The organism is Desulfatiglans sp., from assembly GCA_012513605.1.
In the GTDB taxonomy this organism is placed as follows: domain Bacteria; phylum Desulfobacterota; class DSM-4660; order Desulfatiglandales; family HGW-15; genus JAAZBV01.
Map to the genome: position 1 here is coordinate 23,073 of JAAZBV010000037.1, position 20,528 is coordinate 43,600.

Annotated in this window: 21 protein-coding genes; 5 read left to right on the forward strand and 16 right to left on the reverse strand. The window is 42.5% G+C overall.

From position 1 onward, the window contains the following. Positions 1 to 8 precede the first annotated feature (8 nt). The 5 genes from GX654_05010 to GX654_05030 all read right to left on the reverse strand — a co-directional run bounded on the left by GX654_05010 (position 9) and on the right by GX654_05030 (position 6,413). Complete coding sequence (locus GX654_05010) at positions 9 to 764, reverse strand: Hsp33 family molecular chaperone HslO (GenBank protein ID NLD36212.1); 756 nt, start codon at positions 762 to 764, stop codon at positions 9 to 11. A 48-nt stretch (positions 765 to 812) separates the two neighbouring features. After that, positions 813 to 1,412, reverse strand: a complete 600-nt coding sequence (locus tag GX654_05015; protein NLD36213.1) for an HD domain-containing protein — start codon at positions 1,410 to 1,412, stop codon at positions 813 to 815. A gap of 49 nt (positions 1,413 to 1,461) precedes the next feature. Then, the gene (gene topA / locus GX654_05020; GenBank protein ID NLD36214.1) at positions 1,462 to 4,059 is read right to left on the reverse strand and encodes a type I DNA topoisomerase; all 2,598 of its coding nucleotides are present in this window, start codon (positions 4,057 to 4,059) and stop codon (positions 1,462 to 1,464) included. A gap of 50 nt (positions 4,060 to 4,109) precedes the next feature. Then, positions 4,110 to 5,213: a DNA-protecting protein DprA gene (gene dprA, locus GX654_05025; GenBank protein NLD36215.1), complete on the reverse strand. Its 1,104-nt coding sequence runs from the start codon at positions 5,211 to 5,213 to the stop codon at positions 4,110 to 4,112. An 87-nt stretch (positions 5,214 to 5,300) separates the two neighbouring features. Then, the gene (locus GX654_05030) at positions 5,301 to 6,413 is read right to left on the reverse strand and encodes a LysM peptidoglycan-binding domain-containing protein (protein NLD36216.1); all 1,113 of its coding nucleotides are present in this window, start codon (positions 6,411 to 6,413) and stop codon (positions 5,301 to 5,303) included. A 209-nt stretch (positions 6,414 to 6,622) separates the two neighbouring features. Between GX654_05030 and GX654_05035 the strand changes: the two genes are divergently transcribed. Beyond that, positions 6,623 to 7,606, forward strand: coding sequence for a DUF362 domain-containing protein (locus GX654_05035; GenBank protein ID NLD36217.1), 984 nt, complete (start codon positions 6,623 to 6,625; stop codon positions 7,604 to 7,606). A gap of 232 nt (positions 7,607 to 7,838) precedes the next feature. Here GX654_05035 and GX654_05040 read toward each other — a convergent pair whose 3' ends face one another. The 6 genes from GX654_05040 to dctP all read right to left on the reverse strand — a co-directional run bounded on the left by GX654_05040 (position 7,839) and on the right by dctP (position 13,804). Further along, positions 7,839 to 8,279 (reverse strand): hypothetical protein, encoded by a 441-nt coding sequence (locus tag GX654_05040; GenBank protein ID NLD36218.1) that lies wholly within the window; start codon positions 8,277 to 8,279, stop codon positions 7,839 to 7,841. A 17-nt stretch (positions 8,280 to 8,296) separates the two neighbouring features. Beyond that, positions 8,297 to 9,415, reverse strand: a complete 1,119-nt coding sequence (locus GX654_05045) for an NADH:flavin oxidoreductase (GenBank protein NLD36219.1) — start codon at positions 9,413 to 9,415, stop codon at positions 8,297 to 8,299. A gap of 8 nt (positions 9,416 to 9,423) precedes the next feature. Further along, a protein-coding gene (prfB, locus tag GX654_05050) for a peptide chain release factor 2 (protein ID NLD36220.1) occupies positions 9,424 to 10,522 on the reverse strand; the annotation gives its coding sequence in 2 pieces (ribosomal slippage) (positions 9,424 to 10,461 and positions 10,463 to 10,522; 1,098 coding nt in all). 301 nt (positions 10,523 to 10,823) lie between these two features. Then, a complete protein-coding gene (locus tag GX654_05055) occupies positions 10,824 to 12,125 on the reverse strand; it encodes a TRAP transporter large permease (GenBank protein NLD36221.1) in 1,302 nt (433 codons plus the stop codon). Continuing rightward, the gene (locus GX654_05060; GenBank protein ID NLD36222.1) at positions 12,122 to 12,607 is read right to left on the reverse strand and encodes a TRAP transporter small permease; all 486 of its coding nucleotides are present in this window, start codon (positions 12,605 to 12,607) and stop codon (positions 12,122 to 12,124) included. The genes GX654_05055 and GX654_05060 overlap by 4 nt, the downstream gene beginning before the upstream one ends. 165 nt (positions 12,608 to 12,772) lie before the next feature. Beyond that, positions 12,773 to 13,804 carry a TRAP transporter substrate-binding protein DctP gene (gene dctP / locus GX654_05065; protein ID NLD36223.1) on the reverse strand — a complete coding sequence of 344 codons (1,032 nt, stop codon included), beginning with the start codon at positions 13,802 to 13,804 and terminating at the stop codon, positions 12,773 to 12,775. Positions 13,805 to 14,032: 228 nt separating this feature from the next. On the opposite strand from dctP, the gene GX654_05070 reads away from it, so the two are divergent. Both GX654_05070 and GX654_05075 read left to right on the forward strand, forming a co-directional pair. Next, complete coding sequence (locus GX654_05070) at positions 14,033 to 15,292, forward strand: ATP-binding protein (GenBank protein NLD36224.1); 1,260 nt, start codon at positions 14,033 to 14,035, stop codon at positions 15,290 to 15,292. Next, a complete protein-coding gene (locus tag GX654_05075) occupies positions 15,289 to 15,930 on the forward strand; it encodes a hypothetical protein (protein NLD36225.1) in 642 nt (213 codons plus the stop codon). Before GX654_05070 ends, GX654_05075 begins: the two co-directional genes overlap by 4 nt. Before the next feature lie 4 nt (positions 15,931 to 15,934). Here the strand turns inward: GX654_05075 and GX654_05080 are convergent, their stop codons facing one another. Beyond that, a complete protein-coding gene (locus GX654_05080; GenBank protein NLD36226.1) occupies positions 15,935 to 17,452 on the reverse strand; it encodes a DUF1846 domain-containing protein in 1,518 nt (505 codons plus the stop codon). 329 nt (positions 17,453 to 17,781) lie between these two features. Between GX654_05080 and GX654_05085 the strand changes: the two genes are divergently transcribed. Both GX654_05085 and GX654_05090 read left to right on the forward strand, forming a co-directional pair. Beyond that, entirely contained in the window at positions 17,782 to 18,012 is a 231-nt protein-coding gene (locus tag GX654_05085; protein NLD36227.1) for a type II toxin-antitoxin system prevent-host-death family antitoxin, read from the forward strand. Next, positions 18,009 to 18,404 carry a type II toxin-antitoxin system VapC family toxin gene (locus GX654_05090; GenBank protein NLD36228.1) on the forward strand — a complete coding sequence of 132 codons (396 nt, stop codon included), beginning with the start codon at positions 18,009 to 18,011 and terminating at the stop codon, positions 18,402 to 18,404. Before GX654_05085 ends, GX654_05090 begins: the two co-directional genes overlap by 4 nt. Positions 18,405 to 18,634: 230 nt before the next feature. On the opposite strand, the gene GX654_05095 is transcribed toward GX654_05090, so the two are convergent. From GX654_05095 to GX654_05110, 4 genes are all read right to left on the reverse strand, one after another. Next, the gene (locus tag GX654_05095) at positions 18,635 to 19,021 is read right to left on the reverse strand and encodes a hypothetical protein (GenBank protein ID NLD36229.1); all 387 of its coding nucleotides are present in this window, start codon (positions 19,019 to 19,021) and stop codon (positions 18,635 to 18,637) included. Positions 19,022 to 19,031: 10 nt separating this feature from the next. Further along, positions 19,032 to 19,298: a DUF2442 domain-containing protein gene (locus GX654_05100; GenBank protein NLD36230.1), complete on the reverse strand. Its 267-nt coding sequence runs from the start codon at positions 19,296 to 19,298 to the stop codon at positions 19,032 to 19,034. Next, positions 19,295 to 19,552, reverse strand: coding sequence for a DUF4160 domain-containing protein (locus GX654_05105; GenBank protein NLD36231.1), 258 nt, complete (start codon positions 19,550 to 19,552; stop codon positions 19,295 to 19,297). The genes GX654_05100 and GX654_05105 overlap by 4 nt, the downstream gene beginning before the upstream one ends. Positions 19,553 to 19,775: 223 nt before the next feature. After that, on the reverse strand, positions 19,776 to 20,528 hold the full coding sequence (locus tag GX654_05110) for a SnoaL-like domain-containing protein (protein ID NLD36232.1): 753 nt from the start codon (positions 20,526 to 20,528) through the stop codon (positions 19,776 to 19,778).

The window sequence follows — 20,528 nt, forward strand, 5'->3', positions numbered from 1 at the left end:
TACTGGAATCACCGGCTGATAAGATATTTTCTGCTGCACCTGGGGCATGATACCTCAAGGTGATCAAGGTTGCCCCAGAGCTCCTTCTGCTGGTCTTCTGGGAGTGAGTTTATCATTTTTGTTATCATCTCGATGTTGCAGGGGCATTCATAAAAAATCAGCATCTCCTGAAGCAGGGTGATTTCATTATCTGCTGCAAGCGTGAAGCATCGTGATATCAATTCGCTGTCAGTAAGCCCCTCTATTTTATCAAACCTGCCACCAGGAAGTGGCCTTAAAAGGGCCCCTTTACCTTTATCATCAACAGCAATGCGGATCAGGGTCTGCTCTGATTCTGCAAAGTAATGCTCAACCGCCTCAACAGGGTCATGGGTATAAAGAGAAAAACGACTCTGTGTCACAGGCGAATTTTTAGCCTGTCTCTGGACAACCACCAGGTTCCTTTCTGGGTCGCTCTTTAGCAATGTCCCGCACATCATGCCGTTTGGCTCCACACCGCAGAATATCCCTGTGCTTAATCCCTTAAAGCTTACTGACCATCCCCAGTATTCCGGTTCAGGAAGAGATACTGCTGCAAGCCCTGCCGCTGCAAACATGCGAAAAAGCATGGCGTTATTGCCCTTTTCCGGGAGAGGTATTTCATACCTGCGGCAATAGGCCATGTAGCCTGCCCAAACTTGTGCTGCCTCACCGGTAACGACAATAAGATCAGCGCTTTCCCAATGGTACCTGTAATAATGTGCAAGGTGCATGTTAGCGTTCATATCTACTCGATCTTATTTGATATACTTTTTAAAGAACTCATTAAGGGCCTAGTCAGCGCCGCTGCATTCAATCAGGAATCGTTTAAAAAATTCCTCCATAAACCTGTGTCTTTCAAGGGCAATCCTGTGGCCCTCTTTAGTGAGAATGCGGTCTTTGATCTTCATGAGCTTGACCCGGTACTCACGGTAGCAGGTATCATTTTTTGAGTAGGATTCGCTCTCTTCAGGGGTTATGTCCGGGTTATGCAGTGTTGCTCCAACCTCGCCTGCAAAGAGAAATGCCCTGCCAATACCCACAGCGCCTATAGAGTCAAGTTTGTCTGCATCAAACAGCACCTTTGCCTCAATGGTTTCCGGGACATTTTTACCCCTGAACCTGTGTGTCCTTATAGCATGTATAATGTTTATTCTGTCTTCCTCAGGTATAATGAGCTTTTCAAGGATCTCCTTTGCGAGCTCTGCCCCCTTTTCCGCATGACACACCCTGCCCTTTGCCCTGTCCTGATATGGCCGACCTATATCATGCAGATAGGCCGCAATCCCCAGTATATCAAGGTCTGCCCCCTCAACATTACCGATCCTCATGCAGAGGTCATAAACCCTTTTGGTGTGATACCAGTCATGGCTTCCGCTTGAATCGGAGGTCATCCTTTCCGCTATCTCTCTTATATATTCAATATCCACTTCTATTACTTTCTTATATATCCTTATCCTGGCTACCCTCTTCCTCCACGGGATTTCCCATTTTCGGTGTATAGTTTTCTCCAATCTCCTCCCCTTGCAGGTTTTTTATTACAGGCAGAGGGTTATTCTTTTCATGTTCATCAAGGGCCTTTTCTATAGATTTTTTTGTCTTATCATCAAGGGGCGCCCAGCCCAGCCTTCCCCTGCATTTCGGGAACCTGGAACAGCTAAGCCAGGGGCCTTTTGCCCCTCTTCTTATGTTCATATTAGCCTCACATTTAGGGCATTTCAGATCAGTAACAAGAGGTGGAACCTTTGGCAGCGTCAGATGGCCTTTTTTATCCAGGTTAAGTATCCCGTCACACTCAGGGTATCTTTTACAACTTATAAAAGGCCCGAAACGTCCCTTTTTCATGAGCATCGGCTCTCCGCATTTGGGGCAGGCTATGTCAGTCTGCTCTGGTACAGAGGGCGCCCCGTTCCGGTCTATGGGCGCGGCATATTTGCAAGCTGGATAGCTTGCACAGCTTAAGAAACGCCCGTTTTTACCAAAGCGGTATACTGTTCCGCTCCCGCACTGGGGGCATTTATGGGGAGCAGGCTCTATCTCAGCCTTGGCATGTTCCATGTCACTGTATGCCTTCTCAAGGTCGGTCTTAAAGGGGCCATAAAAATCCCTGAGCATCTGCACCCAGTCAGCATGTTTGTCAGCTATATCATCCAGCTTCTGCTCCATATCCCTGGTATAGCCTACCTGTAGGATGTCCGGGAATGCATCAACCAGTTTATCTGTAACCACCTTTCCAAGGTCTGTTGCATAAAAACGATTCTTGATCTTTTCGGAATATTTTCTGTTCTGTATGACCTGTATTATCTGGGCATAGGTGCTTGGCCTGCCAATACCCTCTGCCTCAAGTTTTTTCACAAGTGATGCCTCAGTATACCTGGGCGGTGGAGATGTAAAATACTGCATGGGTTCAATATGAAAGGCAGCTAACTCCTGGTTGTTTTTTAACTTGGGCAGTATAGCCTCATCCGATGAATTGGGTACGCCAATAACCCTGTAATAGCCGTCAAAGATCAGCACCCTTCCTGTTGCTTTGAATATAAACTCATCCCCATTATCGACCCCTGAAATCAGGACAGAGGTATAATCCCACTCTGCCTCGTTCATCTGGGATGAAACGAACCTGTCCCATATGATCCGGTAAAGCTTGTACTGCTGATCAGTGAGCGATGCCCTTACCCTGTCAGGGGTGAGTACAACATCAGTCGGCCTGATAGCCTCATGCGCCTCCTGGGCCGATTTGTTTGACGAGGCAAAATAGTTTGGTTTTTGAGGAAGATATTTTTCCCCATAATTCTTTGCTATGAATTCTCTTGCCATTGAGATGGCATCAGGTGAGAGGTGTGTAGAATCGGTTCTCATGTAGGTGATAAGGCCGACAGAACCCATGCCGCTTATTTCAACGCCCTCATAAAGGGCCTGGGCAGTGCGCATGGTGGTCTGAGTTGTAAAACCCAGCTGGTTTACTGCTGCCTGTTGAAGGGTGCTGGTAATATATGGCGCATTGGCCCTGTTTTTTGTGCGTTTCGTCTGAATTGATTTGACACGCCATTCAGGGCCTTTTCCAGCATAACCCTTAAGCACCACAAAAAGACCACTCCTGCTGTTTTTATCCTGCTCCTCTTCCTCTATCTTTTTATCAAGTATGAAGCCTGCCCTTTTTGCTGTATCAAGCGCCTCCTGGTAGTTTTGCGGTCTGAATTTACTGCCGTTTATCTCTGTCAGTTCCGCTGTAAAACCAGCATGGTCAAAGAGCCATTTATTCTTTTCTTCAACAGTCCTGCCGGTTAATCTACCCTTTGCCTTGGGCGAAGATTTTTCAAACCATGCCCTCAGTTCATCCCCCAGCTTTTCCCACGAGTTGAGATCTAAGGTAAAATAGCCTGTAATCTTCCAGTATTCCTCCGGGATGAATGACTCTATATCCCTTTCTCTCTCAACAAGCAGCCTTACTGCCACAGACTGCACCCTGCCTGCGCTTAACCCCCCTGCCACCTTTTTCCAGAGGAGCGGTGAGACCTGGTACCCCACAATCCTGTCAAGTATCCTCCTTGCCTGCTGTGCATTGACCTTATCCATGTCAATGAGCTGAGGTTGACTGAATGCCTTTTCTATCTCCTGTTTTGTGATGGCATTAAACACAACACGTTTGGCGCTTTTGATGTCAATATCAAGGGCCTCTGCGAGGTGCCATGCAATGGCCTCCCCTTCACGGTCAAGGTCTGTTGCGAGCCATATGCCTGGTGCCCCTTTTGCGGCAGCCTTAAGATCCTTTACTGTCGTCCCCTTACCCTTGATTATCTGATAGGTCGGGGCAAAGTCATTCTCAAGATCAACGCCAGGCACAGGATTTTTAACGCCCTTCGGATTTTTACCGGGGAGGTCCCTTACGTGCCCAACCGATGCCATTACAAGATAGTCCTTGCCCAGGTATTTGTTTATGGTGCGTGCCTTGGCTGGAGACTCAACAATAACAAGCTGTTTTCCTGTCTGGGTTTTCCGGTTTATTGTCTTAGTACTCTTTTCTTTTTTATCTTCTATCATTCTTTATATGATTCCAGTTTATCAATATGGTTTTATAAATTACAAACAAGTTACTTTATAAACATCTTTCCAGGCAACTGTTTTATGATCCCCTTGAGTTCCAGTTTAGTAAGGGTGCCTGAAAGCTCGCCTGAGACGATATTGCCCAGCTTCTGTATCTCATCAATGTGCATCGGGTAATCACCGATTATCTCAAAGATAGTTTTTTCCATATCATTCATCTCAGGCAGAACCCTTTTTATCATGGTGTCACCCTTGGAAATACCGGGATAATTCAGGCCAAGCCCTTCCATGATATCATCCGCATTTTCAGCAAGCATGGCGCCATGCTTTATCAAAAAATGGCATCCCCTGCTTTTATAAGATTCTATGCTCCCCGGAACTGCAAATACATCCTTGCCCTGATCAAGGGCAATGGAGGCAGTTATAAGTGAACCGCTGTTTTTTGTGGCCTCCACAACCAGCACCCCCCTGGCAAGACCGCTTATGATCCTGTTTCTCTGCGGGAAATTGGGTGGCGAAGGGGATGTCCCCATTGGAAATTCAGACACAATCGTCCCGGTCTCACATATTTTATCATAGAGCTTTCTATTGGCTACAGGGTATACTATATCAATACCGCTTCCAAGGACTGCAACTGTAAAGCCCTTTCCAGCAATACAACCCCAGTGTGACCAGGCATCAATACCGAGGGCCATGCCGCTTACAATACCAAGGCCTCGCCTTGCAAGCCCCTGACCAAATTCCTCTGCCACCTTTAATCCATAATGGGTGGCATTTCTCGATCCGACAACCGCTATAAAGCTTTTGTTTTGAGGAATACATGCACCTTTCATATAAAGGATCATGGGAGGGTCATGTACCTCTTTAAGCGTTGCAGGATACTCAGGGTCATGAAATGTAACAATCCTTGCGCCGCATGCCCCGGCCTTTTTCAACTCAGCTTCAGGGTCAATTTCAAAACGCTGATTTACTATATCCTGAACAGTCTCTTTCCTGAGGCCATTCACATCGGATAACTCCGATCTGGATACCCTTAAAATTGCCTCAGGATCACCAAACTTTGATAAAAGGTTTTTAAAGGTTACATTTCCTATACCTTTTATCCCGGACAGGGCAATCCAGTAGCATTTTTTATTCGACCATAAGGACATCTGTGCCAACCCGGTTAGTATTAAATACGGCGGGAATATACAACAGAGCTGTATTTAGTAGTCAAGCTTTTTCTTTAAGAGACCTGTTTATTGGGCAGGGCAATTTGCCTTTGCTGAGATATAATCAGGTATCTCTGTCCATAATACGCTTTTCATGTATGCGCCTATCTCAATCGGCTCAGGTGCAGAAAGAACAACTGCTGTTGCACTATCAGGATACGTATCAATTACCATTGCGATGCCAAAATGACGATCAGGAAGGATGACCATCTCTTCCCAGACCTTAAGTATCTTTTCGGGCCGTGGGTCTTTCACAATATTGGTTGTCACTATTTCAAAGACATTGCCCTTTCTTATACCTGCATTGCTGCCCTTATCCATATAAATTATATTGTATTGATGTATAAGGGTCAGGTTTTGTTCTGCAGCAACGATATTTGCAAGGATATTTCCACTGTTTGATTCAGGAAGTATGCAACCGGGAATATTCCTTAAAGGTAATATGATATCATCTATATTAATAGGTGTGTTGGCCTCCGTTATCTTTGCCTGATAAACATTCTCCTTATCTTTCAAGACCCCTTCCTTCATTGTAAAACCGGTCTTTTTCTCAATAACAAGTTTACCTGAGACATTAAAAACATAACCTGACTTATCCTTTGTTACAGGGTGTATTACACGCTCGGATACCTTACCTATGCTGAACTCATCCCCTGTATTTATTTTTTTCGTATTCTCAAAAATTAAATATACAGTATCATCCTTGCTCAGGATAATATTCTTATCCTCACTGGCAAAGAGTGTACCCCATGTGTCTATTTTTTCAGACGAATAAAAACCCATTTTATCGATATTTATAATCCCACGAATATCAATACCCATGACAGGTGAAGGTTTTTCTGTCTTTGGAACCTCCGGCACTGTTTTTTCCGGTTGGGCTAAAAGCTCAGACATCTCATAGAGGGTGATTACATCACCTGGGATAAGAAGGTGGGGGTTTGTAATAAAGCTGTTCATTTCCCACAATTTTGGCCACACGCTGGTGTCACCATAGTAACGCTCGCATAAATCCCATAATGTATCGCCTTTAATGACGGTATGAGTCATTTTTTCAGCGGCTATGGAAAGAGGGGAATAGAGTATTGCTGTGACAAAAAAGAACAATGATAATTTGAATAACTGGATTTTTATCTTTTTCATAGGTGAATATCCTGTAATTATTTGGATTTTTGATAAATTACATCTTTCAGTGATTATTGTCAAACGATTTTTATCCTGAATTAGTTCAAGTTAATTTGTTTTAAGTAATATTTTACTATACGATTCATATCCCCGCTTTATTACTTTGCTAAAAGTGTGTATACTGACAGGGAAAATGCAAAATTGATGCCTGAAAGGAGGATTTAAACATGATATTTATAAACAGACGGGAGTTTATTTACACCTCAATGATCGGGATTGCTGGTATTTCCCTGAATGTGCCTGCCTTTGGAATAAAAAAAGTAGGCAAGGAGAAAGTATCGCTTGTTAAAACCGGTGATCGTAATAAAGGTGTGGAGAAGTCAATTGGGTTAGTCGAATTTCCATCCATGAAGGGCAAAAAGGTATTTATTAAACCAAATTTTAATACATCTGACCCTGCACCCGGTTCCACCCACAATGATGTTTTGTCTTCACTTGTTAAGGAGATAAAGAAAAGAGAGGCCTTAAAGGTAACAGTTGGCGACAGGTGCGGCCCTGGCGACACACAGAAGGTTATGGAGGCAAAGGGGATATTTGCCCTTGCCAGGGACGAGGGTTTTGAAGTCATTAATTTTGAAAAGATGAATGAAAAGGAGTGGGTTATTATTAATCCTCCGGGTTCTCACTGGGAGGGTGGTTTTTTAATGGCCCGTCCCATTGTTGAATCTGAATATACAGTCACAACAGGCTGTATAAAAACTCATGGTTATGGCGGCCATTTTACCATGTCCATGAAACTCTCTGTAGGCGCTGTCCACAAAAAACATATGTTTCCGCAACTGCATAACTCACCTGATATGCGCAAGATGATAGCTGAAATAAATCTCGCATACAGGCCGGAGCTTATTGTTCTTGATGGTGTTGAGGTATTTACAGACGGCGGCCCAATGGAGGGGCAAAGAAAAAAGGCAGATGTAATAATTGCAGGAACAGACAGGGTTGCAATTGATGCTGTTGGCCTTGCAATCTTAAAGGAGCAGGGTTCCAACCCGCAGATTATGGGGAAAAAGATATTTGAACAGGATCAGATGAAGCAGGCAGTGGAAATTGGGTTAGGGGTTTCAGGCCCTGAAGAGATAGAGATCGTGACAGATGATCCAGCCAGCAAGGCATATGCGAACAGGATAACTGACATATTAATGAAAGGTTAATAAAATAGGGTAGACACGCTGGTCTACCCCTACAATCTTTTTAAAATAGGATATCTGGTTCCTGCGGTCTCTGTGGGGACCAATTGTTAAGGCTCTCTGCGCTGAATCCGGTCAACTATAAATTAACTGACGTAGTTACTAAAACAATGAATTCTCAAATAAATCGTGGGGAGCATGAAATATTTGCGGACATAAACCCCTGAAAAAGTTCCAGAGATTTAGATATCTTTACCTAAAAATTATCCTGTTTACATGCTTGGGTAAATCTCTTCATGATGCTTGATGCATGAGCGGTTTCTTTTACTGTCATCATTATTTCATCAATATTGCGGCCTGATGCCTTTACATCATCTGCCTGGTTTAGAATGTATGCCTTCATGATATCCGTGTTGTATTCCGGGTGGAACTGCACACCCCATGCAGAGGTTCCTATTCTTATGGCATGGTAAGGTTCAAAATCATTTGAAGCAAGTATGGTTGCTCCTTGTGGAATCATGATGGCTGATTGTGCATGAGTTACATGAACAGGGATTGATGATGGCATATCTTTAAAAAGGGGGTCTTTGTCGGCTTCAGAGGAAAGAGTTATTTCAACTGTGCCTATCTCCTCACCCTTTGGATGAAAACTGACCTTTCTACCACCAATAGCCTTGATAACATAAATACTTTTCATCTATTTTAAAAATCCTTTTAAATCTCTTTTTCCCTTTCATTTTTTTCTGCAACACAATAGATACCGCCCTCTTCAGCACCCGGTTTAAAGCACCTGTTGCAGGATATGCATCTGGCCTTTGTGGTGTCACCACTTTTCCACCTTGCTGCAAGGTCAGGTTCCCTGATTAGCGGTCTTGACATGGTAACATAATCGATCGCATCCTCTTTTACAGCCTTTTCACAGATCTCATATGACCTGAAACCTCCAACAACCATGACAGGGCAGTTGACAATTTTTTTAACCTCTCTGGCATATGGCATATTCCATGCCTCTTTTTCAGGCCTGTTTACCCTCATCCTTAATGGGCCATATTTTATACCCGAGGCGCTGTTGCCCGATGATACCTCTATGGCGTCAATACCAGCATCAGAGAGCCTTTTTGCCACATATAAACCATCATCGATCTGGAGACCTCCATCCATATTATCCGCGCAATTCATCTTGATCATTACCGGAAAATCATCGCCCACATTTGCCCTTACCTTCTGGTAAACCTCAATAACAAATCTGCTCCGGTTTTCTATCTCTCCGCCGTATTCATCTTTTCTCAGGTTTGCATGGGGTGACATGAACTGGTTTAAAAGATACCCGTGTGCAGCATGGAGCTGTACAGCATCAAAACCATACTCCCTTGCACGGTATGCGCCTTCACCAAAGGCATTAATCAATTCCTTTATTTCTGTGAAAGATAGGGCTCTCGGTTTTGCCTGGTAATGGGCCACCATAACGGCTGATGGCGCAACCAGTTCACCTCCTGCATTATCAGGTATGGCCTGCCCACCTGCATGCACAAGCTGGATGGCAATGGTTCCTCCTGCATCATGAACGGTTTTAACAACCCTCTTATACTCCTCTTTAAATGCATCGCTGTTTATTCCAAGTGCACCTGCAAGTTGTTTTCCTTCAGGTCTGACAAATGTATAACCAGATATCAGGAGCCCGATGCCACCATCTGTAAGCCCCCTATAGAGGCTTATAAGTTTTTCAGTTGGCCTGCCATCTGGGTCACACATACCTTCCCATGTGGCAGACCTCACAAGACGGTTCTTTATCTTTAAACCTTTAATACCGGTTTCCTCAAATATTGTTGTCATAAATTACTCTAACGTTTCATCCTGAGATAGGCATCAATAAAAGTGTCAATATCACCATCCATGACCTTTTCAAGGTTACCAACCTCTTCGTTTGTCCTGTGATCTTTAACCATTCTGTAAGGGTTAAACACATATGACCTTATCTGGCTTCCCCAGGCAATATCCTTCTGGTTCTGGTGCATCTCCTGTTTCTTTTGATCCTGCTTGCCTTTTTCAAGGTCATACAGCCTTGCTTTCAGTACCATCATTGCCATCTCTTTGTTCCTGTGCTGGGATTTTTCATTCTGGCACTGCACAACAGTATTTGTTGGAATATGTGTTATCCTGATTGCTGAACTTGTCTTGTTAACATGCTGCCCGCCAGGCCCGCTTGCCCTGAATGCATCGATCCTGAGGTCCTTTTCATCTATCTTGATATCTATGTCTGTGTCAACCTCAGGGATAACTGAAACAGATGCAAATGTGGTGTGCCTTCTGCCTGTTGCATCAAAGGGTGATATCCTGACCATGCGGTGAACCCCGTGTTCAGCCTTCATGAATCCGTATGCATAGGGGCCTGATGCAGAGAATGTGACACTCTTTACCCCTGCCTCATCGCCAGGCATGTAGTCAATTACCTCGGTCTTATACCCTTTTGATTCACACCATCTCAAATACATCCTGTAGAGCATTTCAACCCAGTCCTGTGACTCCGTTCCCCCTGCGCCTGCATTAATTGATACTATGCTGTTTCTTCTATCATCAGGATCACTCATAAGACACTGAAGATCAAGACTTTTCACCCTTTTCTCCAGACCGGTTATATCCCTTTTAAATTCCTCAATCGACTCCTTATCATCTTCTTCAGAGGCGAGCTCAATAAGCATGGATATATCCTCTGTTTCCTTTTTTAAACCTTCCCAGTTGTCTATGGTATCCTTAAGATTTGACCGTTCCTGAGATATGCGTGAGACCTCCTCCTGGGGCTTGTCCCAGAAACCCTGTTTTGACATGATTGCATCGAGCCGTTCAAGCTCCAATATTTTAGAATCCAGGTCAAAGATGACTCCGAAGCATGACAAGGATTTCATTGAGTGTATCTAGTTTTTCTTTAAGATCATTTTCCATAATTTTTTTCTCCTTCACATATAGTATAAATGCAAAAAGAAGATAACACCAAAAGAAATGATAGTAAAGTGAATGATAAGTGACAACAGGGTTAGGAATATCTTGTTGAATTCCAGTGTCCCCTCCCCTCCGAGGCGTTCAGGCGGTTTTCCCGCGCACGGCGATCCAGTCGGCAGTCCATCTGTTACAGGATTGGCTGACCTCTGAAAGGACCGAGTTTAATGAGAATAACACCTTCTCTGAAAAAAAGGCATTCAGCGGGCGCTGATGATCTAGGCCTATACCTGGCCCCCTGCTTTAATTACCTCATCATCCCAGGCAATAAAAGCACAATATCCGGGAATATGGTGAGGATTACCAGCCCCAGGACTACGGCAATTAGAAATGGTATGATACCCTTGAAGATTGTATGCAGTTCAATATCACGGGCTATCCCCTTTATCACAAACACGTTAAGACCAACAGGCGGTGTTATGGCCCCTGCCTCAAGCAGTATGACAATCATCACCCCGAACCATATGGGGTTAAAGCCTGCCTTTATAATCACAGGGTAAAAAATATTGATGGTTATGATCAGAAAAGAGAGGGAGTCCATTATGCACCCACCTACAAGGTAGATAACCATAACACACAGTAAAACAACATAGGGTGAGGCATTAAGCCCTCGCACCCACTCTGCAAGGGCCTGGGGCAGACCGCTTATTGTAAGAAAACGGCTGAAGATCATTGCACCCGCAACTATTAGAAGCACCATTGCTGATGTACGGGTGGTGTTTGTTATGGCGCTCTTAAAACTTGCCCAGCTTAAACTGCGCCTGATAAGACCTATCGCTATGGCCCCGGCAGCGCCTATGCCTGCTGCCTCTGTCGGGGTGAACCATCCCATTAAGAGCCCACCTATGACAAGCAGAAAAAGGAGTATCATCTCAGTTGTACCTGATAATGACCTGATCTTTTCTTTTAGATTGGTTTTTGCTGCGGGTGCACCAAGAGAAGGTTTGATAATGCACATAGTTAATATTATCCCGATAAAGAGCATAGAGAGCAGTAGACCGGGCAATATTCCGGCAACAAACAGCTTACCAATGGAAACCTCTGTCTGTATCCCATACACAATAAGCACAATACTGGGGGGGATTAGTATGCCCAGAGTACCTCCGGCTGCTACTGTTCCAGCAGCTAAAGAGAGGTCATACCTGTTCTTTTTCATTTCTGGCAGGCTTACAGTACCCATTGTTGCGGCTGTTGCTGCGCTTGACCCGCATATGGCGGAAAATCCTGCACAGGCCCCTATTGTTGCAACAGCCAACCCCCCCGGTATAAAACCAAGCCAGGCATTGGCGGTATTATAGATCCTTTTACTTATCCCTGAATGGAAGGCTATCTCGCCCATAAAGACAAAGAGTGGAATAACCAGCATTGTATAAGAGCTAAACTGGGTATAGAAATTATCACTCAGGATAAAAAGCCCGCCATCAAATGACGTAAGGCATGCAAAGCCAAGGAACCCTGCCATGATCATGGAAAAGGCTATGGGCATCCCCAGCAGCATGAGAAACACCATTACCAGGATACCCAGGAGGCCAATCATCTCTCCGCTCATTTTTCGCCTCCGGAGAGCATCCTGAGAATGTCTGTAACAAGAACAAGGGTAAGGGCAAGGCAACCCAAAGAGACTATGGCAGCAAATGGCAATACCGGCATTCTTAATACCTCTGTCAGTTCACCTATCTCATAGACCCCTTTTGTATAAAGGATGGATTGCCATGTGATTATAAAAAAGAGTATCACACCCATGATATCCATAAGGGCCTTGATAATAAGTCCTACCGACCCGGGAAGCCTGTCCAGTAAAATGGTTATGCGTATATGTCCCTTAACAACCTGGGTATAGGCAATAGCACATGCAATAACGAGCACACCCATCTGACTCAATATATCAACAGTGCCTTTCAAAGGAGCACCAAAAACACTTCGTCCTATAACGTTGATACATACTATTACCATAATGGCAATAACAGAGATACCTGCTATCCAGTTGAGAAAGCGGGAAATGAAGTTTACTGTTTTTTCAAAAATAACCAAGATCCGTTCCTTTCATATAGGTATAATCATTTCGCTGTTTACTAACGTAGGGGCACTGCGCACCGTGCCTTTTAATCATACCCGGTACAATGCCACCACGGGCACGCTGCAGCGTGCACCTACATTCCTGACCATAGAGATATATAAAAACCCCTTAATACATGCCTAATAAATATTATTATACTTTTCAAGCAGCCGATTAAATTCATCAAGCCATTCCCTTGCAGGGAGCCCCCTGGCTGTAGTCTGTTCAAGCCATTCATCCATCATTGAGCTTAACAACTTCATCATCTTCGCCCTTTCTGCTGGTAAAATCTCTGTCATCTTTACCCCGTTCTCAACGGCAAATGAGAGGCCGTCTTCTCCTGCCTTATGGGCAAAATTGCCTGCCCACTCACTGTGCTCCATCCTGATATCGTTTACTGCATTCTTAAGATAATCAGGCCATAAATTGAACCTCTTTTCATTAACGATTGTAAACATCACAGCAGCCGGCGCCGGAAATGAGGTAATATAATCGATTACCTCATTGAACCTGAAGGGTTTTATTATCTCGAATGTGGTGTAATTGCCCTTTATGATATTTTTCTGAAGCGCCTCATATATCTCTGATACCGGCAAAAACACAGGTGAGGCGCCAAGTTTTTCAAGGGCCTGAACACCGGTCCCGGTTGACCTTATCTCTTTTCCCCTGAAGTCATCTATTGAGTTTACAGGAAACCTGCCAAAGAATCCTCCACCTTTTTCACCAAGGCCGTTACAACTGAATGAGATGACCTTTACCCCCGCAAATTCCGGAGGGTCAAATTTGTTATACATATCCCAGGCAATAAGAACCGGCACCATTGTATGTTTGTACGGATGTGGATAATTGAGGAGTGCCATCATGGGGAACCTTTCTGGCCTGAAGGATGATGCATTCATCCCAACGTCCGCAACACCCCTTAATATACCCTCTATGGTGTTTTTGCCTGTAAGCAGTGTTGCATTATAGAATGGCCTCACCTTTACCCTGTTTTGGGTACGGGTCTCTATCATCTCGATCCATTTTTCCGTTGCCCTGCCCGGTGGTGAGGTTTGTGATGTCCAGTTGGTAAAGGTGAGTACTATTTCGGGTTTTTCCGCAAGAGCGTATCCCGGATTAAATATGACCCCAAAAAACAAGAGTACAACAGGCAACAAAAAAATTTTACGCATTTTAATTACTGATCCTCTCTGGTTATGGGCTGTGGTTATATCCTAAAAGAGAATCTGAATCAACCTGTATGAAAGGTTTTGGTCATAATCCGGGGCGCCTGAACTGATAAGATTGAATAGCTTGATAACCAGCTTTTTCCCTTGCTTTTTCAGCCTATTAGCCTTATTGATAATCTTACGTTCAATACAGACAAAATATGCTGCATTTTTTGTATAGAAGGAGTTTTCATGATTACCCGAATCCAAGCAAAGAATTACAGGTGCCTTCGATATATTGATCAGAAACTTGAGCCATTCCAGCTTCTGGTTGGCGCAAATGCCACAGGTAAGACAACCTTTCTGGATGTGGTTAATTTTCTAAGTGAATTAATCTCTTCAGGTGTTGAATCATCCATCAGGAATCGCTCTACATATCCAAAAGACCTTACCTGGAACAGGGCTGGTAAGGGATTTGAACTTGCTATCGAAGCTGCATTTCCTCAAAAACTCCGTGATCTTCTTGCACATCCAAATTATACACACATTCGTTATGAGGTCGGTATTGATATTGATATTGATGGCGAAGGAGTTGGCATTTCTGATGAGAGAGTATGGTTAATGAAAAACTCTAATGATCATCCGATACAGCGTAAACTCTTTCCTGAAAACATATTTGAGCCTGAAACAATCTTATTACCTAAAAAAGGAATTCGTTCAGGAGGAAGCAGACAACTGGTTGTAAGTAAAGTAATAGGTGGAAATGACAATTTTACAGTTGAGACATCAAAAGGTTATAGTCCATCGTGGAAGCAGTCGCCCAAGAAATCTGCACTCGGAAATCTTCCTGCTGATGAATCAAGCTTTCCTGTTTCCTCATGGCTTAGAAACTTTCTAATGCAGGAAACACAAAGATTTGTACTTAACAGCGACTTGATCAGAAGGGCAAGTCCACCTGGGCAGAGTCGCGGATTTAAACCTGATGGATCGAATCTGCCTTGGGTTATTGAACAGATAGATATAAAAAGAATCAATAATTGGGTTAAGCATTTGCAAACGGCTTTACCTGACCTGAAAGATATCCGTACCGTTTTAAGAGAGGATGATAAACACCGTTATCTTGTATTGGAATATGCAAATGATCTTGAAATTCCATCCTGGCTTGCATCCGATGGAACACTTCGGTTGCTTGCTTTAACACTTCCAGCCTATCTTCCTGAATTCAATGGTATCTATTTGATTGAAGAACCGGAAAATGGCATTCATCCAAAAGCGGCTGAAACAGTATTCCAATCTTTATCTTCAGTTTATGATGCACAGGTACTCCTTGCTACCCATTCACCTGTACTGCTGAGTCTGATAAAGCCCAAAGATTCAAGCAAAGTCCTTTGTTTTGCTAAAAGAGATGATGGCTCAACAGATATAATATCAGGAGATCGTCATCCTAAATTAAAGGAATGGCAAGGAGAACCTAACCTCTCTGTATATTTTGCAGGAGGTGTACTGGGATGAATTCTGAACAATATCTGAAAGACCTGATCATAGTTGTAGCGGACAGTGAGATGGAATTTGTTATACACTCACTTCTTGAACGATATCAGTCCCTCGGTATTCAAAAGATAGTGTTTGACATAAAAAGACATATCCAGAGAGATGCCGGGTGTCTTACGGATTGTCATAATTATCTTCGTGAAGATATACGTTATTATCGGTATAGTATGGTACTATTTGATAAGGAAGGTTGTGGCAGGGAAAAATACAGTTCAACAGAAATTGAAGAAGAAGTAGAAAGAAGACTTTCAATAAATGGTTGGGATGAACGCTGTGCTGCAATAGTAATTGATCCTGAATTGGAAGCATGGGTGTGGAGCGACTCTTCGGAAGTTGATAAGGTGTTTGGCTGGAATAATCGAAAACCTCCTCTGCGTGAATGGCTTAAATCAAATACCCCTTATTGGTCAAGGGAAAGGCTTAAACCTGAACGACCAAAAGAGGCCCTTCGGTCTGCCATGAAAGAAGTACGTCAGCCCTTTTCTTCCAGACTTTTTGCTGATCTGGCTCAAACAGTCAGTTTGGAACGTTGTATAGATCCATCTTTTAATAAATTAAAAATTATCCTGAAAACCTGGTTTACCCCAGTTAAACCATAGCCTTTTAACTAATAAACAGATCCTTTGTAGAAAAATTCGGGTCACTTGTAAGGTTAACGCCAAGGCGTCTTAAACCCGCCTCATCACCAGGTGTCGGGATATGGGTCATATGCACCTCGCAGTCCCTGAGCTCATTCAGCTTTTCCATTGCAAGCTGGGCAGCCGGGTTGTGCGTAGCGCTTATGCTTAATGCGATCAGTGTCTCAAGGAGATCAAGGTTCAGGTTCTTTTCATTCAGCACCCTTGTTTTAAGGTTCATGACTGACTCTGTTATATTGGGTGAGAGAATCTTAATCTTGTCAGGTATCTCTGCAAGATGTTTTATCGCATTAAGTATCAGGCCTGATGCAGCATGAAGATAGGTGGAATTGCTGCCTGTCACAATTGTGCCGTCCTTTAACTCAATGGCAGCGCCGCAGAATATGCCCTCATTCCCCTTGTTCTTTTTCCCGGCCTCAACAGCAGCCTCATGGGCCGGTTTTACAACATTTCTGTATTCAGGGGTGATATTAAAATCCTCCATAAGGAGTTCTGCCCGCTCAACAGTATCTTTGCCTGTAAGCCCCATTGCGTATTCACACTGATACCTGAAGAACCGCCTTACTATCTCCTGCCTGGATGCCTCCCTGGTTGCCTCATCATCAGTGATTGCAAAACCGACACGGTTTACACCCATGTCTGTGGGGGAATGGTACGGAGATTCACCCCCGCTTATCTTTTTCAAAATCCTTTTCAGGACCGGGAAAACCTCCACATCGCGGTTATAGTTAACCGCCTTTTCGTTATATGTCTCAAGGTGGAAGGGGTCTATCATGTTAAAATCCTTGATGTCGGCAGTAGCCGCCTCATATGCGATATTAACAGGGTGATTAAGAGGCAGGTTCCAGATGGGGAATGTCTCGAATTTCGCATACCCTGCGTTTATCCCCCTTTTGTGTTCATGATAAACCTGTGTAAGACAGGTGGCGAGTTTTCCGCTTCCAGGGCCAGGGCCGGTCACGATTACAAGGGGCTTTTTTGTCTCTATAAAGGCATTTGCCCCATAACCTTCGTCACTTACAATAAGGTCAAGATCAGTCGGGTAACCTTTGGTAAACTGGTGGGTAAACACATTAATACCGCGTCTTTCAAGCTTGTTTTTAAACTGCCTTGCAGATGGCTGCCCATTATATCGTGTTATAACCACTGCCAGCACATCAATCCCCCAGCTCCTTAAGTCATCTATGAGTTTCAGGGCCTCTGAGTCGTATGTAATGCCAAAATCGGCCCTCATCTTTTTCCTTTCTATATCACCAGCATATATGCAAAGGATCAGGTCGGCCTGGTCTTTAAGCTTCTGAAGAAGCCTCATTTTAATATTTGGATCATATCCCGGCAGCACCCTTGATGCGTGATAGTCATAAAGAAGTTTTCCGCCAAATTCCAGATAAAGCTTATCATTGAATTTTTTTGCCCGCTCAATGATCTCTGTGGACTGTTCTGTAATATATTTTTCATTGTCAAAAGCTACTTTCACCTTGATCCCGCTCCTTTTAAGTAAAGATATTTATCTCTCAATCATGCATGAACTAAAAATAAGTAATAATTAAATACCAGCAGGTTTATAATCTTTAATAATATTTTTTATCAATATATTTTTTTAGGGTAGTAGTAAATATTTGTGAAGTGAATGGAGGGATGGGATTTTCAGGTTGGGTTAAGCGAAGCAACCCAACGATTTTTCGGTTCAAAAAATGCCTCATCCATTGTTTTTAAGCGACCATTTCCTTTTTTCACATATTGTTAATAAACAGTTGCTTTACACCTTCCATAATTGTACAATCCAATAGTACAATTAAGCAGGAGATTAATATGAAAACAGTAGCTGTAAGTGAACTGAGAGATAATTTAATGACTTTTATAAAAAAGGTAAAGTCAGGGGAAAATTTTATTGTAACATCAAGGGGCCATGAAGTAGCTAAACTTGTACCTGTAGAAAATAAAAAACAGATGGCAAAAGAAAGGCTTAAAGAGCTTCAAAAGACTGCCTATGTAGGAGATGTGCTTTCCTCTGTTGATGAGGAGTGGGAGGCTTTAAAATGATTGTTGCCGATACCCATATTATAATCTGGGAGGCATTATCTCCTGAAAAAATATCAAAAAAGGCAAAGGCTGCAATTATGGAGGCTAATGAAAATGGTGGGATTATTTTCTGTGATATATCACTATGGGAAATTACCATGTTGATGAATCGAAACAGGGTAAAGGTAGATGCCTCATACAAAGAATTCATAAATCTGTTACTCAGTTCTAATAATTACGTTTTACAGGGCATTGATCCCGATATAGCTGATCTATCAACAAAGATATTTAATAACACGGAAAATGATCCAGCCGATAAACTGATAGCCGCCACAGCAGTTATCAAAAAAGCCAGCCTCGTAACAGCAGACCGGACAATGCGATCTTCATCTGAAGTTGCTACTATATGGTAGGTTGTGCTATGCGAAGAAACCCAATTTTTTAATGGCAGTATTGATCATAATTCAAATTAATTTCTGTTATTGCAGTATCTTTGTATTTTTCGCAAGGATAAATATCAATGATTTCAAATTTTAAAATTACTGTTTCTTTATTACTATTTACAGTATCAATGAGGAATGATTGTAGTTGGTAGGTATCTTTTAACTCAAGAATGTATTGCGAATTATTGTTTACATATAATTTAATTGTCTTTACCCTTGAGTTCTCTTTCAATGGACTCACAGATACCATAATCGGTCTTTCCTTCAACCCAAGCTATATTAAATTTCAGATCACATACATTTTCCGGTCTGTATGTTATTCCACTATTTGTTGTTTTTAATGAAGAAGAAGCTTTTGCATTTATTGTGTTACCGCAACAATACCAGCTACAACCCTGATAATCGATTTCGTTGAGGTCTTTTTCATTTATTGGGAATTCCTGCATTATCTCCAATTTATATTCTTTATCAAGCAGCTGATGAGGTGTTAGGCTTGGATAAATAATTTTTAGATTTTCACTAGAATATCCTTCTTTTGGTATTAAAAAGATGAAAAGAAAGATTAGAATAGTTTTTATTTTATTCATAGATGGGTTACTAAAGCTGCTGTGCAAATTTTTTATTTACTGAGGGATGATGATTAATGCCTAATAAACCATCAATAGAGATGTCTTCATCAAGAAGGGGCCAATGGATTCCATACCCGGAAGGAGAAATTACATATGAATTCAATTCTTCATCGGAGGCATCTTTAAGAACAGAAGATATCTCACTCAAAGGGAAGCTTCTATCCTTTCCATCTATTTTTATTAATAGATTATCACCCTCAAACTTTATATTTTCTATTTTATGATACTTGCTCATTTATTAAGCCTCCGTTGGAACTCTCCCCATTGCTCTTCTATATATTCAAAATGATCAAATATGATTTTTCTTATTTGCCTTTGGTCATTTGGAGACATATTATACGAAAATTCTTCATTAATATCAAAATGCTCTTTATCAAGCCAATATTTACATTCCATATCGCCTTTTCTACAATGAATATGGATAGGTTCATTTCCCTCATTCGCATAGAAGAAAAGTCGCCAGCCTAAAATAGTAAGTATTGTTGGCATAATAATAGCCTTGTTTTCTATATCATATAATAATAAATTCAAGAATTCCGGCGATCTCGATATTTCCACTAACATCTAAAAGATGATCCGGATATTCACAATAACATATAGAATTTTCAAACAGTTTCATGTTGAAGAATTGGAATAATAGCTACATTCAATATGGTAAACCGTCATGCCCGCGAAGGTTGGCATGACGGTTTACTAATCTAATAATACTTCTCTATACCGACTTTACCAGCCTGTCAGGGCCAAATGGTTCTGCCGGAAACACCTTTGAAAATATGGGTATAGAGATTGGCTTTGCATATGACTGACCAGGTTTATAATCTGCCTTTGCAAAGGTCTTGTATTCAAGCCTCTCTATCTTCCATCCCTTGATATCTTTTACATAAGACACCTCATATACACCAGCTTCCCACCATTTTCTGATACCTTCACCCTGAAGTCGTGCCATTTTTACAAGCGTCGAATCTGAATCAATTGGCGCACCGACCTGTATGGAATAGGTGAATATGGCCTTTGCTGATCTCTGATCAGGGGATATCTCTACCCTATCCTGCTCAGGTTTAAAATCAATCCCTGGTGCATGATTTATTTTTCTACCGGTCATCCCGGAGGCAAAACAGTTACAGAAGAGACGTTTTATACCGGAAGTGCCCTTAAAGAGCCCTCCATTAAAAACAACCTCTGCATTGTCAGTGAACATGGCTGGTATCTCACTGTACCTTCCTTTATCCAGCAGCTCTTCATATTGTTTATGAAGCACATTGATAATTTTTTCATTTTCAAGTATAGTTATCTGTTTTGCAAGATCGTCTATATTTGTTTTTTTATCACTGCTGAACAGGGTCTTTGCATAACCCGGTACAGTCGCAGCAGCAACCGCAGACATACCGGCCCCGACCTTCCAAATAAAGGAGCGGCGGCCTCTGTCAGCCTGCATATCGTCTGTTTGAGACTTTAATATAGCCAT

Coding starts and splice junctions, on each gene's coding strand:
- GX654_05010 (NLD36212.1), bottom strand. CDS start 764: ATGAACGCTAACATGCACCTTGCACATTATTACAGGTACCATTGGGAA.
- GX654_05015 (NLD36213.1), bottom strand. CDS start 1,412: ATGACCTCCGATTCAAGCGGAAGCCATGACTGGTATCACACCAAAAGG.
- topA (NLD36214.1), bottom strand. CDS start 4,059: ATGATAGAAGATAAAAAAGAAAAGAGTACTAAGACAATAAACCGGAAA.
- dprA (NLD36215.1), bottom strand. CDS start 5,213: ATGTCCTTATGGTCGAATAAAAAATGCTACTGGATTGCCCTGTCCGGG.
- GX654_05030 (NLD36216.1), bottom strand. CDS start 6,413: ATGAAAAAGATAAAAATCCAGTTATTCAAATTATCATTGTTCTTTTTT.
- GX654_05035 (NLD36217.1), top strand. CDS start 6,623: ATGATATTTATAAACAGACGGGAGTTTATTTACACCTCAATGATCGGG.
- GX654_05040 (NLD36218.1), bottom strand. CDS start 8,279: ATGAAAAGTATTTATGTTATCAAGGCTATTGGTGGTAGAAAGGTCAGT.
- GX654_05045 (NLD36219.1), bottom strand. CDS start 9,415: ATGACAACAATATTTGAGGAAACCGGTATTAAAGGTTTAAAGATAAAG.
- GX654_05055 (NLD36221.1), bottom strand. CDS start 12,125: ATGAGCGGAGAGATGATTGGCCTCCTGGGTATCCTGGTAATGGTGTTT.
- dctP (NLD36223.1), bottom strand. CDS start 13,804: ATGCGTAAAATTTTTTTGTTGCCTGTTGTACTCTTGTTTTTTGGGGTC.
- GX654_05070 (NLD36224.1), top strand. CDS start 14,033: ATGATTACCCGAATCCAAGCAAAGAATTACAGGTGCCTTCGATATATT.
- GX654_05075 (NLD36225.1), top strand. CDS start 15,289: ATGAATTCTGAACAATATCTGAAAGACCTGATCATAGTTGTAGCGGAC.
- GX654_05085 (NLD36227.1), top strand. CDS start 17,782: ATGAAAACAGTAGCTGTAAGTGAACTGAGAGATAATTTAATGACTTTT.
- GX654_05090 (NLD36228.1), top strand. CDS start 18,009: ATGATTGTTGCCGATACCCATATTATAATCTGGGAGGCATTATCTCCT.
- GX654_05095 (NLD36229.1), bottom strand. CDS start 19,021: ATGAATAAAATAAAAACTATTCTAATCTTTCTTTTCATCTTTTTAATA.
- GX654_05100 (NLD36230.1), bottom strand. CDS start 19,298: ATGAGCAAGTATCATAAAATAGAAAATATAAAGTTTGAGGGTGATAAT.
- GX654_05105 (NLD36231.1), bottom strand. CDS start 19,552: ATGCCAACAATACTTACTATTTTAGGCTGGCGACTTTTCTTCTATGCG.
- GX654_05110 (NLD36232.1), bottom strand. CDS start 20,528: ATGGCTATATTAAAGTCTCAAACAGACGATATGCAGGCTGACAGAGGC.